Source organism: Thermoanaerobacterales bacterium (assembly GCA_030019475.1).
Taxonomy (GTDB): Bacteria; Bacillota; Desulfotomaculia; order Desulfotomaculales; family JASEER01; genus JASEER01.
In genome coordinates this window covers 14,422-31,812 of record JASEER010000008.1, presented here as the reverse complement: position 1 = coordinate 31,812, position 17,391 = coordinate 14,422, and the positions used below count along the sequence as shown (strand labels likewise).

18 protein-coding genes are annotated in these 17,391 nt (G+C 63.2%); 10 read left to right on the top strand and 8 right to left on the bottom strand.

Going from position 1 to position 17,391, the window contains the following annotated elements:
• Positions 1–56: 56 nt before the first annotated feature.
• Positions 57–347 (bottom strand): zf-TFIIB domain-containing protein, encoded by a 291-nt coding sequence (locus tag QMC81_03540; GenBank protein MDI6906553.1) that lies wholly within the window; start codon positions 345–347, stop codon positions 57–59.
• Positions 348–747: 400 nt separating this feature from the next.
• Here QMC81_03540 and QMC81_03535 point away from each other — a divergent pair, with 400 nt between their 5' ends.
• The 5 genes from QMC81_03535 to QMC81_03515 all read left to right on the top strand — a co-directional run bounded on the left by QMC81_03535 (position 748) and on the right by QMC81_03515 (position 5,380).
• Positions 748–1,920 carry an ABC transporter substrate-binding protein gene (locus tag QMC81_03535; GenBank protein ID MDI6906552.1) on the top strand — a complete coding sequence of 391 codons (1,173 nt, stop codon included), beginning with the start codon at positions 748–750 and terminating at the stop codon, positions 1,918–1,920.
• A gap of 75 nt (positions 1,921–1,995) precedes the next feature.
• Positions 1,996–2,880 carry a branched-chain amino acid ABC transporter permease gene (locus tag QMC81_03530; GenBank protein ID MDI6906551.1) on the top strand — a complete coding sequence of 295 codons (885 nt, stop codon included), beginning with the start codon at positions 1,996–1,998 and terminating at the stop codon, positions 2,878–2,880.
• A gap of 22 nt (positions 2,881–2,902) precedes the next feature.
• Positions 2,903–3,904, top strand: coding sequence for a branched-chain amino acid ABC transporter permease (locus QMC81_03525; protein MDI6906550.1), 1,002 nt, complete (start codon positions 2,903–2,905; stop codon positions 3,902–3,904).
• A complete protein-coding gene (locus QMC81_03520) occupies positions 3,882–4,652 on the top strand; it encodes an ABC transporter ATP-binding protein (GenBank protein ID MDI6906549.1) in 771 nt (256 codons plus the stop codon). Before QMC81_03525 ends, QMC81_03520 begins: the two co-directional genes overlap by 23 nt.
• Positions 4,652–5,380, top strand: a complete 729-nt coding sequence (locus QMC81_03515) for an ABC transporter ATP-binding protein (GenBank protein ID MDI6906548.1) — start codon at positions 4,652–4,654, stop codon at positions 5,378–5,380. Before QMC81_03520 ends, QMC81_03515 begins: the two co-directional genes overlap by 1 nt.
• 78 nt (positions 5,381–5,458) lie before the next feature.
• Here the strand turns inward: QMC81_03515 and QMC81_03510 are convergent, their stop codons facing one another.
• A complete protein-coding gene (locus QMC81_03510; GenBank protein MDI6906547.1) occupies positions 5,459–5,806 on the bottom strand; it encodes a hypothetical protein in 348 nt (115 codons plus the stop codon).
• Between the two features lie 133 nt (positions 5,807–5,939).
• Here QMC81_03510 and QMC81_03505 point away from each other — a divergent pair, with 133 nt between their 5' ends.
• Positions 5,940–6,128, top strand: a complete 189-nt coding sequence (locus tag QMC81_03505; protein ID MDI6906546.1) for a hypothetical protein — start codon at positions 5,940–5,942, stop codon at positions 6,126–6,128.
• A gap of 81 nt (positions 6,129–6,209) precedes the next feature.
• Here QMC81_03505 and QMC81_03500 read toward each other — a convergent pair whose 3' ends face one another.
• The 6 genes from QMC81_03500 to QMC81_03475 all read right to left on the bottom strand — a co-directional run bounded on the left by QMC81_03500 (position 6,210) and on the right by QMC81_03475 (position 11,580).
• Entirely contained in the window at positions 6,210–7,046 is an 837-nt protein-coding gene (locus QMC81_03500) for a MetQ/NlpA family ABC transporter substrate-binding protein (protein MDI6906545.1), read from the bottom strand.
• A 25-nt stretch (positions 7,047–7,071) separates the two neighbouring features.
• Entirely contained in the window at positions 7,072–7,740 is a 669-nt protein-coding gene (locus tag QMC81_03495; GenBank protein ID MDI6906544.1) for a methionine ABC transporter permease, read from the bottom strand.
• Positions 7,733–8,770 carry a methionine ABC transporter ATP-binding protein gene (locus QMC81_03490; protein ID MDI6906543.1) on the bottom strand — a complete coding sequence of 346 codons (1,038 nt, stop codon included), beginning with the start codon at positions 8,768–8,770 and terminating at the stop codon, positions 7,733–7,735. The genes QMC81_03495 and QMC81_03490 overlap by 8 nt, the downstream gene beginning before the upstream one ends.
• A 109-nt stretch (positions 8,771–8,879) precedes the next feature.
• Complete coding sequence (locus QMC81_03485) at positions 8,880–9,677, bottom strand: ATP-binding cassette domain-containing protein (protein MDI6906542.1); 798 nt, start codon at positions 9,675–9,677, stop codon at positions 8,880–8,882.
• Positions 9,670–10,566 carry an ABC transporter permease gene (locus QMC81_03480; GenBank protein MDI6906541.1) on the bottom strand — a complete coding sequence of 299 codons (897 nt, stop codon included), beginning with the start codon at positions 10,564–10,566 and terminating at the stop codon, positions 9,670–9,672. Before QMC81_03480 ends, QMC81_03485 begins: the two co-directional genes overlap by 8 nt.
• Before the next feature lie 45 nt (positions 10,567–10,611).
• Positions 10,612–11,580 carry an ABC transporter substrate-binding protein gene (locus QMC81_03475; protein ID MDI6906540.1) on the bottom strand — a complete coding sequence of 323 codons (969 nt, stop codon included), beginning with the start codon at positions 11,578–11,580 and terminating at the stop codon, positions 10,612–10,614.
• A gap of 188 nt (positions 11,581–11,768) precedes the next feature.
• Between QMC81_03475 and QMC81_03470 the strand changes: the two genes are divergently transcribed.
• The 4 genes from QMC81_03470 (at position 11,769) to QMC81_03455 (ending at position 17,391) form a co-directional block, all read left to right on the top strand.
• Positions 11,769–12,443, top strand: coding sequence for a DUF421 domain-containing protein (locus QMC81_03470; protein MDI6906539.1), 675 nt, complete (start codon positions 11,769–11,771; stop codon positions 12,441–12,443).
• A 20-nt stretch (positions 12,444–12,463) separates the two neighbouring features.
• Positions 12,464–13,084: a ComEA family DNA-binding protein gene (locus QMC81_03465; protein ID MDI6906538.1), complete on the top strand. Its 621-nt coding sequence runs from the start codon at positions 12,464–12,466 to the stop codon at positions 13,082–13,084.
• Positions 13,084–15,528, top strand: coding sequence for a DNA internalization-related competence protein ComEC/Rec2 (locus tag QMC81_03460; GenBank protein ID MDI6906537.1), 2,445 nt, complete (start codon positions 13,084–13,086; stop codon positions 15,526–15,528). The genes QMC81_03465 and QMC81_03460 overlap by 1 nt, the downstream gene beginning before the upstream one ends.
• A gap of 90 nt (positions 15,529–15,618) precedes the next feature.
• Complete coding sequence (locus QMC81_03455; protein MDI6906536.1) at positions 15,619–17,391, top strand: FapA family protein; 1,773 nt, start codon at positions 15,619–15,621, stop codon at positions 17,389–17,391.

Here is a 17,391-nt window from a genome sequence, read left to right as displayed (position 1 = left end):
CTGGCATTATAACAGATTTCGACCCAAGATACTGAAAAGGGAGCCCTTTCGGCTCCCTAATCGAACATCTCCTCGAACATGTCCAGGAATCCCCGCTTTTTCTTCCGGCCGTGGGGTTTGCCGTAGCGGGAGTCGTCATCGTCTTTCCGGTACCGGAGTTCGTTGCGGTCCTCGTCGTGCATCTCCCTCCCGGCGTCCATACCCCGGAAGTCGCGGGCCATCCCGATAACCTTCTCCAACTCCCCGCGGTCAAGCCACACCCCGCGGCAGCGCGGGCAGACGTCGATCTGCACCCCGTATTTGGTAGCCTCGTTAAGCTCTGTTGCACAGACCGGGCAGTTCTTCATCGTCCTTAACCTCCCCCAGGAATGAATACTTAACCCTTATTATAACCTGGAAAACGGTGATAATACCAGAGCCTTCCTCTGGCAATTGAATACCCGTCCGGTCCAAGCACCCTTATTTCAAAGAGAAGTCCGTAGCAAGCGTTCTTTAAGCAGGATATTCCCACGGGGTTGTCGAACAACAAAGGTCATTCTTGTATACGAAATACAGGACCAGGGTTCAGAACGGCAGGAATGGATATTCGTTTTGCTGAATATTTTTCCTGTTGGTTTTCCCCGGCATCTGTCTTTTCTGGTTTTGTAAGTCCGGGCTGGGGGAGGTGGGTGGAACAACTCATTGGGTCAAAGGCCGCGGGCCTCAGGAGTACGAAAAACAAGTACTAATTTTAGGAGGGAAAGATTCGTGAGGCTTCCAAAATGGTTTGTAATGCTGCTTGTCGCGCTGCTGTCGCTGTCCCTCGTGGCCGGCGGCTGCGGCGGTCAGCAGGCGCAGGACCAAAAGACCGGCGAAGGGGACAAGGGTAACAGCATTAAAATCGGTTTGATCTCTCCCCTGACCGGTGACGTCAAGACCTTCGGTGAGTCGGTCCAGAAGGGCTTTGAGCTGGCCCTCGAGGAGGCCAACTATCAGGTCGGCGACATCAAGATCGAAAAGGTCATCGCCGACGACCGCGCCGACGCGACCGAGGCTACCAACGTCGCCACCAAGCTCATCGACCAGGACAAGGTGTCGGCCATCGTCGGGTCCGTGACCTCGAACTGCACCGTGCCGGCCAGCGCCATCGCGCAGTCGGCGGGGGTGGTTATGATCTCCCCGACCTCGACCGCAGCCAACGTCACCATGGACCCCGACCGCAAGGACTTCATCTTCCGCGCCTGCTTCATCGACCCGTTCCAGGGCACGGTCGGCGCGCGGTTTGCGTTTAACGACCTGCAAGCCAAGTCCGCCGCCATCCTTTTTGACCAGGGCAACCCCTACACTGTCGGCCTCTCCAAGGCCTTTAAGGATGAGTTCACCAAGCTCGGCGGCCAGATTGTGGCCGAGGAAGCTTACGCCAAGAACGACACCGACTTCAACGCCGTGTTGACCACCATCGCCCAGAAGAAGCCGGATGTCCTGTACCTGCCCGACTACTACCAGAAGGTCAGCCTGATCGGCAAGCAGGCCCGGGACAAGGGTATCACCGCGGCCTTCCTTGGCGGTGACGGCTGGGACTCTACCGAGCTTGACTACGCCACCATGGACGGCGGGTACTTTACCGCCCACTACTCCGGTGACGACCCGCGCCCGGAGGTCAAGCAGTGGGTCGAGAAGTACGAGAAGAAGTACGGCTCGAAGCCGGACTCCTTCGCCACCCTGGCCTACGACGCCACCAAGCTCCTGCTGAAGGCCATCGAGGACGCCAAGTCCACCGACCCGGCCAAGATCAAGGAAGCCATGCAGAACATCAAGGACTTCCCGGTGGTCTCCGGCAAGGTCACCTTCGACGAGCAGGGCAACCCGGTGAAGTCGGCCGTTATTCTCCAGGTACAGAAGGATAAGACCTACAAGTACATCACCACCATTGAGCCCTAAATGTCAGGATGATCGGGGGGAGAGGACGCGGTCCTCTCCCCCGGTCATGTTTTTTCCATCGAGGGGGTCGCTCCATTGGACTACTTTCTGAACCAGGTCATTAACGGCCTGCAGCTCGGCCTGGTCTATGCCCTGATCGCCCTGGGCTATACAATGGTGTACGGCATCGTTAAACTTATTAACTTTGCCCATGGCGACGTGTTTATGGTCGGGGCTTTTGTGGGCTATTTCGGTTTTGCGCACTGGGGCCTGCCCTTGCCGGTGGCCATCCTGTTTTCAATGCTTACCTGCGCCATCCTGGGGGTGGTGATCGAGCGCCTGGCATACCGGCCGTTGCGCTACGCGCCGCGGATCATGGCATTGATCAGCGCCATCGGTGTTTCCTTCTTCCTGGAGTACTTTTGCAGCCTCCGTTTTGTCTTCGGCCCCGACTACCGGGTGGTTGAGCGGCCGATACAGACGGTTACCTGGCATTTGGGCGGGGTTACGGTCACCAACCTGCAACTGATCATAATGGTTACCGTGGCGGCAATGCTCATTTTTCTGCAGTATGTTGTTTTCCGTACCAGGGTCGGGGCGGCCATGCGTACGGTTTCCTATGACCACGACGCCGCGCGCCTGATGGGCGTGGATGTCGACCGCACGATCTCGATTACTTTCGCCCTCGGCTCTGCGATGGCGGCGCTGGGTGGTGTTTTATACGCTATCGCCTACCCACAGATCCAGCCCTTTATGGGCATTATGCCGGGCCTGAAAGCCTTCACCGCCGCCGTACTGGGCGGAATCGGGCTCATCCCCGGCGCGGTGCTCGGGGCGCTGATTATGGGTCAGGTGGAGACTATGACGGCGGCCTATATCTCGTCCCAACTGCGAGACGCTATCGTATTTGTCATTCTGATCGTTGTGCTCCTGGTCCGCCCGTGCGGTATTCTGGGCCGTACGGAACCGGAGAAGGTTTAAGGCGGGGGCGGGGAGGTAAGCTATGGCGACGAAATCAACCACCCAGTGGTTCAAGTTGCTGGTCGGGGTTATCGCTGTGTATGTACTGGTCAAGGTCCTTGTCCAGACCGGGTTGATGAACAGCTACTGGCAACGGGTTCTGGACTTCGGGTTAATTATGACCATCGGCTCCCTGGGCCTGAGCCTGATCTACGGATTCACGGGCCAGTTTTCCATCGGGCACGCGGCCTGGTTCGGCCTGGGGGCATATGCCGCCGGCTATATCGGCAAGACGGTGGGCGGCGGGACACCGGCTTTCCTGCTGGCGCTTGCCGTGGGAACGCTTTTCGCCGCCCTGGTGGCTTACCTTGTCGGTCTCCCGGTCCTACGCCTGACGTCGGACTACCTGGGCATCGCCACCCTGGGCTTCGGGATCATTGTCAAGGTTGTCCTGGACAACATTAACAAGGTGATTCCCTCGCTGGGCGGGGCGGTGGGAATGACCGGGATCCCGCAAACGGCTGACTTCGAATGGATCTTCGGGTTTCTCCTGTTGTCCATTCTGCTATGCCGCAATTTCGTTTATTCAACGTTCGGCAGGGCCTGCACGTCCATCCGCGAGGACGAGATCGCAACCAGCTCCGTGGGGGTCAACCCCACCCGCTACAAGATGATGTCTTTCGTTTTGGGGTGCAGCCTGGCCGGCCTGGCAGGGGCCCTCTACGCCTTTCGTTATCCCTTCCTGCATCCAACGACCTTTGATTTCTTGCAGTCCTTCAACTTCCTAATCATTGTCGTCGCCGGGGGGTTGGGCAGCCTGACCGGGACAGTGGTGACCGGTATCGGCTGGGCGTTCCTGCTGGAAGGCCTGCGGTTTGTCCTGGGCCAGGCGTTCGTGGACTTCCGGGGCGTGATCTATGCGCTTTTGCTTATCGTGGTCGTCCTGGTGCGCCGGCAGGGCCTCTTCGGCGGCAAGGAAATCGGCCTCATTGTACCGCAGATCGGGAGGAGGGAACGACGGAATGCCCCTGCTGGAAGCCTCTAACCTTGGGATAAACTTCGGCGGGCTACGGGCGGTCAACAACTTCAACCTGACCCTCGAACCGGGGGAAGTGGTGGGCCTGATCGGGCCTAACGGGGCGGGGAAGACGACGGTGTTCAACCTGATCACCGGCCACTTCCGGCCGACGGACGGGGACATCGTCTTTCAGGGGGAGTCCCTGGTTGGATTACGTCCCTTCCAGATCTGCGAACGGGGCATCGCCCGGACCTTCCAGAATATCCGGCTTTTCAAGGGCAACACCGTTCTGGATAACGTGCGGGTGGCCTTCCACCAGCATGTGCGCTACGGCCTCCTGGACGCCCTGTTACGCACGCCGCGGTTCCGGGCGGAGGAGCGGGAGATCACCGACCAGGCTTACGACCTCCTGGCGATCCTGGGACTCGAAGCGCGGGCGATGGACCTGGCGGGCAGCCTGCCCTACGGGCAGCAGCGGCGGCTCGAGATGGCGCGCGCCCTGGCCGGGCGGCCGCGCCTGCTGCTCCTCGACGAGCCGGCGGCTGGGATGAATCCGGCTGAGGTCCGCCAGTTGGTCGACTTGGTCAGGGGGATTAAGGAGAAGTTCGACCTTACGGTGCTTTTGATCGAACACCAGATGGGCCTGGTAATGAACGTCTGCGAGCGGGTAGTGGTCATGGATTTCGGCGAGGTCATTGCCGCCGGCCTGCCGGCCGAGGTTCGTCAGGACCCGCGTGTCCTGCAGGCCTACCTGGGCAAGGGGGCGGTCGCCTGATGCTGGAAGTTAAAGGGCTTGACGTCTATTACGGTCCGATCCGGGCCTTGCACGGGATTTCCTTCGATGTCCAGCAGGGGGAGATCGTGACCCTCATCGGGGCCAACGGCGCCGGCAAGAGCACCACTCTGCGGACGGTGTCGGGCCTCATCCGGCCCAAGGGCGGGGAGGTCACCTTCCAGGGCGTGAACATCACCCGCATACCGTCGCACAGGATCACCGCCATGGGGCTGATCCAAGTCCCCGAGGGGCGGAAGATCATCGGTGACATGACGGTGCGGGAAAACCTCCTGATGGGCGCCTTCACCCGGCGGGACCGGGGAGAGATTGCGGCTTCACTGGATGAGGTGTTCTCGCGTTTCCCGCGCTTGAAGGAGCGCGCGGGGCAGCTGGCGGGCACCCTTTCGGGCGGCGAGCAGCAGATGCTGGCCATCGGCCGGGGCCTGATGGCGAAGCCGAAGCTGCTTCTCCTCGACGAGCCTTCGATGGGCCTCTCCCCGATCCTGGTCGAGGAGATTTTTGCCATCGTCCAGACCATCAACCAGCAGGGCGTGACGATCCTGCTCGTGGAGCAGAACGCCTATATGGCCCTGCAGGTCGCCAACCGGGCCTATGTCCTGGAGACCGGCCGCATCATCCTTTCCGGCACGTCGGCCGAGGTTCAGGCCAACGATAAGGTGCGCAGCGCCTATCTCGGCGAGGCCGTCGGGGTCAGGCACTTAACTTAAAAACTTGTGAAAGATGCTTGACCCTTTTTGTGCATACGCAAAAATTTTAAGTAAGGTGCCTGACCCCTAACTTAAAATTTAAGGTTCGGGGCGCTGGGGCATGTTCAGGTCGATGGAGACCGTAACTTCGCCGTCGGGTGAGGGGTTTTCCAGGCGGAGGCGGAACTCCGGGTGGCGGAGTTGGTGATGCCAGAGGGTGTCCCCTCCCAGGCACTCCGTCCGGTCCCTGGCGATCCAGTCCGCGCCGTCGAATTCCTCGAGGACGGCGTTGAGGGTGCCCGTGGTCCGTACCCGGATCCCGACGTTCATGATTGTCGCCCGGGGAGCGTCCAGGACGGTGCCGGCGCGGGGGGCGAGCGCCAGGTCCTTCACCAGGGGTACGACATTGGGCCAGACCTCGGGCTCGTCCGCGAACAGGTAGTACATGTGCATATCACCTCGTCCATATTATAATCCACCGGGTTGGCGAGATCAGCCCCGTCTTACGAAAAGATCACGGCGGCTGCTGATGCAGGTATGGCGGCCATCCTGGGAAGGATAAGCCTCGGAGGTGATGTCGATGCGCAGGTTTGCGGTAAAGGGGCCGGGCAGGGCCTGTAAGGAGATAAGCGCGGACAGCCTGGACGAGGCGTTGCGGAAGGCCGAAAGCATGCACCCCGGCAAGGAGATTATGGCCGATGCCGGCGAAGTCTTGTACGTTTGCGATATCGGAGAGGATCCGACCGCCTGCCGGAACAGGCTGGTGTGAGGCCTCAAAGCTGAACACAAAAGAGAGAACCCGGGAAAGGGTTCTCTCTTTTCATGTTCCGGAGGTGGCCGCAACCCGGGGTTAGAAGGTCGGGATGACGGCTCCCTGGTAGGTCTCCTCGATGAACTTCTTGACCTCGGGCGACTGCAGGGCCTTGGTCAGAGCCTGGATCTCCGGGCGGTTCTCGTCGCCCTTGCGCACGGCGACGATGTTGCCGTAGGTGTCTGCGGCCTCCGACTTGGCGTCCTCAGCCACCAGGGCGTCGCTGGGCTTCAGGCCGGCCTGGACGGCGTAGTTGCCGTTGATCACCGCACCGTCGACCTCATCCAGGACCTTGGGCAGCATGGCGGCCTCCAGCTCCTTGACGTTGACCTTCTTCTCCACGATGTCCTGCACCGTGGCCTTGATGCCCACGCCCTCCTTCAGCTTCAAGAGGCCGGCCTTCTCCAGGACGACCAGGGCGCGCCCGCCGTTGGTCGGGTCGTTCGGGACGGCGATGGTCGCCCCGTCGGCGAACTCGTCCACTTTCTTGACCTTCTTGGAGTACAGGCCCATGGGCTCAAAATGGATCTTGGCGGTGTAGGTCAGGTCCAGGCCCTTGTCCTTGCAGAACTCCTCCAGGTAGGGCAGGTGCTGGAAGTAGTTGGCGTCCAGCTGCTTGTCGGCCAGGGCCAGGTTCGGAGTCACGTAGTCGGTGAACTCCTTGATTTCCAGGGTAATGCCTTCCTTCTCCAGGATGGGCTTGACGACGTTCAGGATGTCGCCGTGCGGCACCGGCGTGGCGCCGACTACCAGGGTCTTCTTCTCCACCTGGGGCTGTTCGCTCCCCTGGGGCTGTTCCTTGGCCGACTGCCCGCAGCCGGCGGCAAGGGCGATGACCAACGCCAGGGCCAATAGGACAACAAGAGCTTTTTTCAACTTTATCCGGCCTCCTTTGCCAATGCTAAAGTTTACGCTTGTCAACCCTTCTGGCCAGCCAGTCACCCGCGGATTGCAGCAACTGGACCATCACGATGAGGATGATCACCGTCACCAGCATCACGTCGGGCCGCCAACGCTGAAAACCGTAACGTATCGCCAGGTCGCCCAGTCCACCTCCTCCCACGACACCGGCCATCGCGGTGTAGCCCAGAACATTGATGGTGGTAATGGTCGTTCCCAGAATCAGCCCCGGGAGGGCCTCCGGGAGCAACACCTTGGAGACTACCTGCCAGGGTGTGGCTCCCATCGCTACGGCGGCTTCGACGACGCCCCACTCGACTTCCTTAAGGGAACTTTCGACGATCCGTGCGACGAAGGGGGCGGCGGCGACGACCAGGGGCGGGATGGCCCCCGTGGTCCCGATGAAGGTGCCGACGATCATCTTCGTGAACGGGATAATGGCCACCAACAGGATGATGAAGGGGAAGGAACGGCCGATGTTGACGGCCCAGCCCAGGACACTGTTTACGGTCCGGTTTTCCAGAATATGTCCCCGGTCGGTCATGACCAGGATCACCCCCAGGGGCAGGCCGATAAGGGTGGCGAAGAGGACCGACACGAAGGTCATATACAGCGTTTCATACGTGGATGCCCAGATCTCGGGCCCCAGGCCGGCCAGGCTGCTAAACATGGTCGATCACCTCGACGGTCAGGCCGCTTCCGGCCAGGAAATCGAGCGCGGCGGCCCGCCTCTCGGCCGCGCCGAGGATTTCGACCAGGAGTATGCCGAAGGGGGTGTCCTGGATGCGGTCGATATTGCCGGAAAGGATGTTGACATCGACGTTGCACTCCCGGATGACGCGGGAGATGACGGGCTCCCCGGCGCTCTCGCCGACAAAGGAGAGGCGCACGATCTGGGTGCCGTCCTCCCCCCGCCCGGCGCGTTCCTGCAGGCGCCGCCGGATCTCCTCCGGCAGGCCGGTATTGAGCACGGTGGCCACGAAGTTGCGGGTCGTCCGGGCGCGGGGGTGGAGGAAGACCTCCAGCACCGGCCCCTGCTCGATGATCCGCCCGTTTTCGATCACGGCCACGTGGTCACAAATTTCCGTGACGACCTTCATTTCGTGGGTGATCAGCAGGATGGTCAGGTTCAGGGAGCGGTTGATGTCCTTTAAGAGCTTTAAAATGGAAAGGGTGGTGTAGGGGTCCAGGGCCGAGGTCGCCTCGTCGCAGAGCAGAACCTTGGGATCGTTGGCCAGGGCGCGGGCGATGCCCACCCGCTGCTTCTGGCCGCCGGAGAGTTGGGACGGGTAGGCGCGGGCCTTGTCGGCCAGCCCCACGAGGTCCAGCAGCTGGTTGACTTTGGGCGTGCTCTCCCGGCGGGGGACGCCGGCGATATCCAGGGGAAAGGCTACGTTTTCGAAGACGGTGCGCGAGGACAGCAGGTTAAAATGCTGAAAGATCATGCCGATCTTGCGCCGGGCGGCGCGGAGTTCGGGCCCGCGCAGGCTGGTGATCTCCCGCCCGTCGACGACGATGGACCCGGCGGTGGGGTGCTCCAGCATATTGACACAGCGTACCAGGCTCGACTTCCCGGCCCCGGAAAAGCCGACGACGCCGAAGATCCGGCTCTCGGCCACGTGCAGGGTCAGGTTGTCGATGGCAACGATGTCCCCGCCCGGTGTATGATAGATCTTCGTTAAACCCCTGATGCTGATCATATCCTATGGTAATTCGGCGGCAATCCGCCGAATTCCTTTCCCCGGATTAAGGCGCAAAAATGTGAAAGCCGGCCCGTTACGCCGGCTTGACTCGGTTTGTCGACAGGCTTTACTGGGCCAGGAGCAGCCGGTCCGTGTTCAGCTTCTTGCCGCTGGCTGCCTCAAACATCTGGAGCAGGTCGGGGACCTTGACGCGCTCCCTCTCAGGGCCGCTGATGTCCAGTATGATCCGGCCCTCGTGCATCATGATCGTCCGCGTGCCGACCGTGAGGGCCTGCTCCATGTTGTGGGTGACCATGAGCGTGCTCAGCCTCTCCCGCTCGATGATCTGGGTCGTCAGGTCGAGGACGACGGCGGCCGTCTTGGGGTCGAGCGCCGCCGTGTGTTCGTCGAGAAGCAGGAGCTTGGGGGAGGCGATGGTGGCCATCAGGACCGTCAGCGCCTGGCGCTGGCCGCCGGAAAGCAGCCCCACCTTGGTCGCCAGGCGGTTCTCGAGTCCCAGCCCGAGCAGTTTCAGGTGCTCGCGGAACAGCTCCCGGCGCCGCCGGCCCGTTCCGCGGCGCAGGCGCAGCGGCTGGCCGCGCCGCAGGGCCATGGCCAGATTCTCCTCTATGGTCATTGAGGCCGCCGTCCCCAGGTTCGGGTCCTGAAAGACACGCCCGATGTAGGCCGCGCGGATGTGCTCGGGATGGCGGGTGATGTCCCGCCCCTCGATCAGGATCTGCCCCTCATCGATGGGGAAGACCCCGGCCACCGTGTTCAGCAGGGTGGTCTTGCCGGCTCCGTTGCTCCCGATCACCGTTACGACCTCACCGGCGGCCAGGTGGAGGGAAAGGTTCCGTATGGCTACCTTTTCGTTGATATCGCCCCGGTGAAAGACCTTGGTAACGTTTATAAGCTCAAGCACTCTGGCTCCCCCTTCCCGGTAACGGCGGCAGCCTGCGGAATCGGGTCCGGAAGATGGGGAAGGCCAGGGCCATGGTAACGATGGCCGCCGTGAGCAGCTTCAGGTCCGTAGGCGGCATGCCGAGCTGCAAGACAAGGGCGATAACGGCCCGATAGACGATGGAACCGACCAGGGCCGCCAGCAGCGCACGGAGGAGAGTCGGGGTGCGCACCAGCACCTCCCCGATGATCACCGAGGCCAGACCGACGACGATCATGCCGATGCCCATGCCGACGTCGGCGAAGCTCTGGTACTGGCCCACGAGGCTCCCCGAAACGGCTACCAGGGCGTTGCTGAGGGAAAGGCCGATGATCTTCGTGTGGTTCGTATTCACGCCCAGGCTGCGGATCATCTGGGGGTTGTCTCCGGTGGCGCGGACGGCCAGGCCGACCTCGGTCTGGAGAAAGCGGTACAGGATGATGATCAGTACCAGGCATACCGCGCCTCCGAGGGCAAGGGCTGCGTAAGGACGGGTCACCAGGCTGACGACATCCGTAAAAACGGTATCGATGCGCAGCAGGGAAAGGTTGGCCGCGCCCATTACCCGCAGGTTGACGGAATAAAGGGCGATCATTGAGAGGATGCCGGAGAGCAGGGGATCGATCTTGAGCTGGGTATGGATCAGGCCGGTCATCAGACCGGCCAGGGCGCCTGCCAGGACGGCTACCAGGGTGGCCGTCCACGGGTCGCAGTCCATAAGGATTAAACGGGTGCTCACCGCGGCTCCCAGGGTGAAGGCTCCGTCCACCGTGAGGTCGGGGAAGTTAAGGACCCGGAAGGTTAAATAGACACCCAGAATCATGGGGCCCCAGAGTAATCCTTGCTCCAGGGCCCCCGTCCAGATACTCAACGACAATGCCCTTCACCTGATTCCATATAGAGAGATCGTATTTTACTACTGAACCAGCTTCGCCTTGCCTTTCATTTCCTCAGGGATCGTGACGCCCATCCGCTCGGCGGCTCCCGGGTTCAGGGTCAGGGTCAGTTCCTTCTGGCTCTCGATCGGCATATCCTGCGGCTTTTCGCCCTTCAGCACCCGGACGGCCATCTCGCCGGTCTGGCGACCGAGCTTGTAGTAGTCGATGCCGAAGGTGCCGATGGCGCCCTTCGTGACGGTGTTCTCCTCGCCGGCGAACACGGGCAGCTTGTTGTCCTCGCCGACCTTGACGACGCTGGCGACGGCGGCCACGACCATGTTATCGGTCGGGACGTAGATGGCGTCACACCGTCCGACAAGCGACTGGGCGCCCTGCATCACCTCGTTGCTCGCGGTGATCGGGGCCTCGACGATCTCCAGGCCGAGTTCCGGCGCGACTTCCTTGCAGATCTTGACCTGTACCTGGGAGTTGACTTCGCTGGAGTTGTAGATGACGCCGACCTTCTTGGCGGTCGGGACGAGGTCTTTGATCAACTGGAGTTGTTCTTTAATGGGGTTCATATCGGTGGTGCCGGTGACGTTGGTTTCCGGCTTATCCATGCTCTTGACCAGCTTGGCGGCCACCGGGTCGGTGACGGCGGTGATAAGGATGGGGATGTCACTCGTCTTGTCGGCCATAGCCTGGGCCGAAGGGGTGGCGATGGCCAGGATCAGGTCCTTCTTGTCCTGGATGAACTTGTTGGCGATGGTCTGCAGGGTGTCCTGCTGTCCCTGCGCGTTCTGGTAATCGACGGCCAGCCTTTCGCCGTCCTTGTAACCGTTCTCCGCCAGCACGTCCAGGAAACCCTTCCGAGCGGCGTCCAGTGCCGGGTGCTCGACGATCTGAATAACGCCGAGCTTGACCTGCTCCGCCTCTGCGCCGCCGCACCCCGCGACCGCCCCCAGAACCAGGAGCGCCGCCAACAATACGTAAACCGCTCGTCTCACCCAAGTCCCCTCCCCCTAGATTTTTTGGTGCGTTTCGTCTCTACACGACGGTGGCGCACCATGTCAACTTAATCCTATCGGACGGCTTTTGGGCTGTCAATTCCGAATTTTTGCCGCGCTCGGCCCGGGGAGAATACTGTCCCAAAGGGCCGGTGGAGAGGCTAAACCACTGAGGAGTGGAAGGCGCAATGACCGTCACGGAGATCATCTTTCGCACCTGCCTGGTCTACGTGGTGCTGCTGTTTGTGATGCGGGTGATGGGCAAGCGCCAGATCGGGAACTTATCGCCTTTCGACTTCGTGGTGGCGATCATCATTGCCGAACTGGCGGCGAACCCCCTGGAGGCCCCGGGCGAACCGCTCTGGCGGGGACTGCTCCCCCTGGCGGTGCTGGTCCTGCTGGAAATCGGCTTCTCCTACCTTGCCCTGCGGACCGAACTTCTGCGGCGCCTGCTGAGCGGGGTGCCGCAGGTGGTCATCAAGGACGGCCGGCTGAAGATCGACGAGATGCGGGCGGCGCGGTGCAACATCGATGAGATCCTCGGGCAGCTCCGGCAGGAGGGGTTTTCCGACATGCGCCGGGTGGCGCACGGCGTGCTGGAGACCTCCGGCCGGCTCAGCGTGATCCCGACCGGGGGCGCGGACCGGGTGTGGTTCCCCTATGTGTTGATCGCCGACGGGCAAGTGCAGCGGGCGAACCTGGCCGCGGCCGGCCTGAACGGGGAGTGGCTGCAGCGTCACCTGGACGAACGAGGTCTCTGCCCGGCTGAGGTCTTCCTCGCCATGCTGAACACCGACGGCACAATTTGGCTGCAGACCAAGGATAATCCGCGGCAGGAAAAAGGGGGCAAAAAGGCGAAATAGGCCGAAGAGAGCTAAGTGTGGTGGTGAGAGCCTTGCTAGGCCGGCGGGAACAGGTGGCCCTGCTGGTGCTGGCCGCCGTCGTCATCTTCGGGCTCGGCTACAAGTATGCGGTGCTGCGGGTGCCGGATAAGATTCCGCTTGTGCAAAAGGACGCCGCCGCGGGGGAGGAAGAGGCCGGCGAGGTCGTGGTGCATGTCGCCGGCGCGGTGAGCAAGCCGGGGCTTTACCGCCTGCCGCGGGGCGCCCGTATCGACGACGCGTTAAGGGAGGCGCAGCCGCTGGCCGAGGCCGACCTGGACGCCCTTAACCTGGCCGCCCTGCTCGAGGACCAGCAAAAAGTCTTCGTGCCCTTGAAAGCGGCGGCGCAGGGCGCGGGCCCCCTGCCGGCCGGGGGAACCGCTCCGCCGGGGACGGCGGCGAACCCCTTCGCCTCCCCCCAGGCCGGGGGCAGGATCAACATCAATACCGCCGACGCGGCCACGCTTGACCAGCTCCCGGGGATCGGGCCGTCGCTGGCGGCGAGGATCATCCAGTACCGGCAGGAGAACGGCCCCTTCGCCTCCGTCGAAGACCTGGTAAACGTCCCGGGTATCGGGGAGAAGAAGCTGGCTGACCTGCGGGACCGGGTCACGGTGCACTGATGGGCGAAGAACGCGCGGGCCGGCCGCTGGTCCTGCTGGTTTTCCTTTTCGCGGGGGGCATCGTCCTGGCCCGTTATCTTCCCATCTCCGGGGGGGCCGGGCTCTGGAGCCTCCTGGTCACGCTCATCGTTGCCGCCATCGCCTACGTCTGGGGCTGGCGCAGCAACCGCCTTCTCCTTTATACCCTGTTCGTACTGCTCGGACTGGTGGCCGCGCGCCTGGCGCTGGCGGCGGTGGACACGCCGCTGGCGGGCTGGGCCGGGCGGAATGTGGAGCTGACCGGCGTCGTGGCGGCCGAGCCCGACTGGCGCCCGGACCGTACGCTTTACGTTCTGGAAGCCCGGCAGGTCGGCCCGAGCGGCGGGCGCGCCGAGGACACGCGGGGGCGCGTGCTCTTAAGCGTCGAAGGCGACGCCGGAGGGGTTGCGTACGGCGACCTGGTGCGCGTCAGGGGACGGCTCGTCCTGCCGCAGGACGCGGGCAACCCCGGTGCTTTCGACTACCGGGCCTACCTGGAGCGCCAGGGGATCGGCCTCCTGCTGGTCGCGAAAGGTGACGCCCTCACCCGCCTGGAACCCGGTTACGGCAGCGGCATGGTCTCCCGTCTGCTGGCGTTGAAGGCCCGCCTGCAGCAGGGGTTGGCCGAGGGGCTCGGCGAGCGGCGCGCCGCGGTTGTGGCCGGCATCGTCTTCGGCACCCGGGGGGCGATCGACGAGGGGCTCGAAGAGGCCTTTACAGCCACCGGGGTAGTGCACATCTTAAGCGTCAGCGGCCTGCACGTCGGCTTCCTGGCCGGGTTGATTCTTTTCGCCGGGACGGCCTTGCGCCTGCGGCCCGGTGTAATACTGATCATCTCGGTGGCGGGCCTGGCCCTTTACACCGTAATGGTAGGGGCCAAGCCGGCCGTGGTCCGCGCGGGCGTGATGGCCGTAATGCTCCTGTTCGCTCACCAACTGGGGAGAAAGTACGACTGGCCCACCGCGCTGGCCGGCGCCGCCCTGATCATCCTTCTCGCCAATCCCCTGGCGCTTTACGACCCCGGCTTCCAGCTTTCCTTCGCCGCCACCTGGGGCATCCTCTATATCGGTCCGCCGGTCGTGCGGGGATTGGACGCTTTCGCCGGGCGGCGCGGTCTGGCCTGGCGCCCCGGCTGGGGGTGGTTTGTGGGCGTGCCCCTCGGGGCGCAGCTGGCCACCCTCCCGCTCGTCGCCTACTACTACAACCTCTGCTCGCCCGTGGGGCTGGTGGCCAACCTGGTTGCGGTGCCGCTGGTGGGGGCCATATTCCCGCTCGGCCTTTTGACGTCGGTCATCGGGGCGGTGCTGCCCCACATGGCCTGGTTGACCGGCCTCGCCACGGGGGCGCTGACCGACCTTTTCCTCCGGCTCGTCGGGTTTTTCGCGGCCGTTCCGGGAGGCAGCCTGCCTGTGCCTACCCCGCATCCGGTGCTGATCGCGCTCTGGTTCGCCCTCTGGTACGCGGCCGCACTGCCCGCCGGCGACGGCGGCCTGCGCCGGCGGTTGGCCGGCGCCCTGCGGGGTGTGGGCGGGGTGCGCCGCTGGGCGCCGTGGGCCGTTCTGGCCCTCGCCGGACTGGCCCTGTACCTCCTGCCCCTGGAGCGGGCCCGCCCGTTGGAAGTGCATTTCATTGATGTCGGCCAGGGTGACGCGGCGCTGGTCCGTGCCCCGGGGGGGGAGGAAATCCTGGTGGACGCCGGCGGCTGGCCCGGTGAACTGGCGGGGGAGCGCGGCGCGGGGGAGAGAGTGGTGGTACCCTATCTCAAGCGTTTGGGGATCCGCCGTCTGGATATGTTGATCCTCAGCCACGGGCACGAGGACCACAGCGGGGGAGCGCGGGCGGTGCTGGCCTCCATGCCGGTGAAGACCCTCGTCCTCCCGCCGTACCCGCCGGAAGACGAACTGGCGCGCCTCGCCGCGTTCGCCTCGGGACGAGGCGTCCGGGTCCAGCAGGCCGCCGCCGGCGACAGGGTTGGACTTGACCGGGGGACGAGGCTGGACTTCCTGGGACCCGTTTTACCTCTGCTGCCCGGTCCGGACGGAGACCCGAACAACAACTCCCTGGTTATGCGCCTGACTTACGGTGAACGGGTATTCCTTTTCACCGGCGATGTCGAGCAGGAGGGGCAGGCGCGCCTGATTGTCTCCGGGGCCGACCTGAGGGCCGATGTTCTCAAAGTGCCGCATCACGGCAGCCAGGCTTACGTGCCCGCCTTCTTCGAGAAGGTCCGGCCGGCGGCCGCCGTAATCTTGGTGGGCAGGGCCAACCGCTATGGCCTGCCGCACCCGGAAACGGTCTCCCGGCTGCAGCGGCTCGGAGCGCGCATCTACCGCACCGACCGGGACGGGGCGGTGATTATTACCAGCGACGGGCGTTCGTTGAGCGTGCGGACGGGCAGGAACAGACAGGCCAGGGATGCTGCGTGATATTTTGGGGCTACGTTGCAGGTTTGGGAAATCTATGTCGAAATATATTAAAGAAAGCTGTTAGATTTGCGTGGTCAGGGGGAATGAAGCTTGCCGCAGGGAATGGTCTGGGTTAAAGAGGGGCAGATCTTCGTTTCCGATCCGACAGAGGGTGACCTCCCGGCCATGCTTTTACCCGGCGACGGCCTGGCGGTTTTCGTCAACGGCCACCGGGTTGAGGGGGCGGTTGAAGTCCGCGCCGCCGATAAAATAACCGTCACCCCTGTTGAGGACGTGGAACCGGGACATTGCACGGTGATGATTGATGATAACGGCCTTGTGGCCAGGGTAGACATTAAACCGGAAACCCGCAGGACTTACACCATCCCCGATCAGCCGCCGGCTCCGGAACTGAGGCTGGCGGGTGAACCCCAGGTAACTCCCTTTTACTCCATTACGCACGAAGATCTAATGAGGATCCTGGGGGAGCACGGGGTGACCACCGGTATACAGGAGGAAAACATCCGCCGGATCCTCGCCCAGCCCCGGGCGGGCCTCTACGTCGTGGCCGAGGGACGGCCCCCGAAGCCGCCGGTGGACGAGCGGGTCGAGATCCTTTTTAAAGAAGGCGAAAAGGGCAGGCCGCTCGTCCGGGCCGACGACAGCGTGGACTTTTATGAACTCCAGAGCTTCCCCTCGATCAGGCAGGGGGAGCGCCTGGCGGTCAAGCATCCCGCCGTTCCCGGGGAAGACGGCGTCAAGGTGACCGGGGAGGTCCTCCAGGTTCCCGAACCGAAGGCCATGATTCTGCAGGCCGGCCCCGGGGCGGAGATCATTAACGAAGGCTTCGCGGCCGTGGCCGCCATCAGCGGCCGTCCCAGCTGGTCCAGGCGGGGCAACGTGTACCGCTTCGAAGTGGCCCGCGTCCTGGAGTGCAACGGCGACGTCTCCCTGGAAACGGGGAATATACGCTTCGTGGGGGATGTCAAGGTTACGGGTTCGGTCCAGGAGGGGATGGTGGTCCAGGCCGACGGCAACATCGAAATAATGGGCAACGTCGCCGAGGCCACGGTGCAGGCGCGCGCGGACGTCCTGATTCACGGTCACGTTTTTTCCAGCAATGTCCGCGCCGGGGGCGAGGGCGCGCACCTGGGTAAGTTCCTGGAGAGCCTGAACGAGCTGACGGAACAGGTTACCGGGGCGCTCGTGGCCACCCGGCAGCTCGTGGCCGCCGGACAGGGGAAGCTGGAACCGGGACGCGCTTTCCTGGTGGTGATGGACCAGAAGTTCCCCCGTATCCCGAACCTGGTCCGAAAACTCCAGAAGATGGAGGCCGAGACCAAAGCGGCCAAGCTGTCTGTCCCCGAAACCCTCACGGCAACCATTAATGAACTGGCGCAGACCTTCTTAAACATCCATGTCGCGACGGTGGACAACATAGCCGTTTTCATCAGCCTGCTGAACAATCTGCGCGCGGCCACGGCGGAAGTGGAGGCCGTGGTGGGTGACCGGCACAGCGTCACCGCCTCCTCCGTGGCTTCCAGCGTCGTGGAAGCGACCGGCGATATCATTGTCGCCACCCAGGGCGCCTGGAACTCGACCCTGCACGCCGGGGGCGACGTCAAGGTCGCCGGGCAGTTCCGCGGCGGGAAAATCAACGCCAAGGGAGAGGTCTGGCTGAGCAAGGCCGGGTCCGAACGGGGCATGTCGAAGGCCGAAATCAGCCTGGGTACGGGCGGCAAGCTGCGCATCGACGCCGCCTACCCGGTCATCATCGTGCGCATCGGCAACCGGGCGACCACCATCGAGAAGCCTCTGCGGAACGTGAAGGCGAGTCTGGACGAAAGGGAAGGGATTATCGACCTCGTGGGGCTTTCCTTGTAG

Excerpts from the sequence above, each read along its gene's own strand:
- QMC81_03540 (MDI6906553.1), bottom strand. The coding sequence starts at position 347 with ATGAAGAACTGCCCGGTCTGTGCAACAGAGCTTAACGAGGCTACCAAA.
- QMC81_03525 (MDI6906550.1), top strand. The coding sequence starts at position 2,903 with ATGGCGACGAAATCAACCACCCAGTGGTTCAAGTTGCTGGTCGGGGTT.
- QMC81_03520 (MDI6906549.1), top strand. The coding sequence starts at position 3,882 with ATGCCCCTGCTGGAAGCCTCTAACCTTGGGATAAACTTCGGCGGGCTA.
- QMC81_03515 (MDI6906548.1), top strand. The coding sequence starts at position 4,652 with ATGCTGGAAGTTAAAGGGCTTGACGTCTATTACGGTCCGATCCGGGCC.
- QMC81_03510 (MDI6906547.1), bottom strand. The coding sequence starts at position 5,806 with ATGTACTACCTGTTCGCGGACGAGCCCGAGGTCTGGCCCAATGTCGTA.
- QMC81_03505 (MDI6906546.1), top strand. The coding sequence starts at position 5,940 with ATGCGCAGGTTTGCGGTAAAGGGGCCGGGCAGGGCCTGTAAGGAGATA.
- QMC81_03495 (MDI6906544.1), bottom strand. The coding sequence starts at position 7,740 with ATGTTTAGCAGCCTGGCCGGCCTGGGGCCCGAGATCTGGGCATCCACG.
- QMC81_03490 (MDI6906543.1), bottom strand. The coding sequence starts at position 8,770 with ATGATCAGCATCAGGGGTTTAACGAAGATCTATCATACACCGGGCGGG.
- QMC81_03470 (MDI6906539.1), top strand. The coding sequence starts at position 11,769 with ATGACCGTCACGGAGATCATCTTTCGCACCTGCCTGGTCTACGTGGTG.
- QMC81_03460 (MDI6906537.1), top strand. The coding sequence starts at position 13,084 with ATGGGCGAAGAACGCGCGGGCCGGCCGCTGGTCCTGCTGGTTTTCCTT.